The 417-nt window shown below is 73.6% G+C and carries 1 pseudogene; it reads left to right on the forward strand.

From position 1 onward, the window contains the following. Positions 1–417: pseudogene (locus tag LE181_RS31975) on the forward strand (transposase); the annotation flags it as partial.

Raw genomic sequence — 417 nt, forward strand, 5'->3', positions numbered from 1 at the left:
CACCGCCTGTGGTCGGCCGACGGAACCTGGGAACGCCTGCTCCAGCGGGTCCAGGCCGAGGCCGGCGCGGCCGGGGAGATCGACTGGGACATCTCGGTCGACTCCACCATCGTGCGGGCGCATCAGCACGCTGCCGGCGCCCGGACCGAACCACCGCCGGCGCCCGCCTCAAAGGGGGTCGCGGCGGCAGAACACCAGGGCGAAACGCCGTGGCAGAGCCTCGTCGCCCGCCTGGTGGAGGTGGTGCAGGAGGTGAGGGCCTGGGCCGCTCGCGGGGCGGGTTCACCACCAAGCTCCACCTGAGCGCGGACGGCCGCTGCCGCCCGCTGTCCCTGATCGTCACACCGGGACAGCGGGCGGACTGCACGCAGTTCAAGCCCGTGCTGGACAAGATCCGCGTCCCGCGGAACGGGCCGG

Origin of the sequence: Streptomyces sichuanensis (genome assembly GCF_020328095.1) — a bacterium.
Lineage (GTDB): Bacteria > Actinomycetota > Actinomycetes > Streptomycetales > Streptomycetaceae > Streptomyces > Streptomyces cinnamoneus.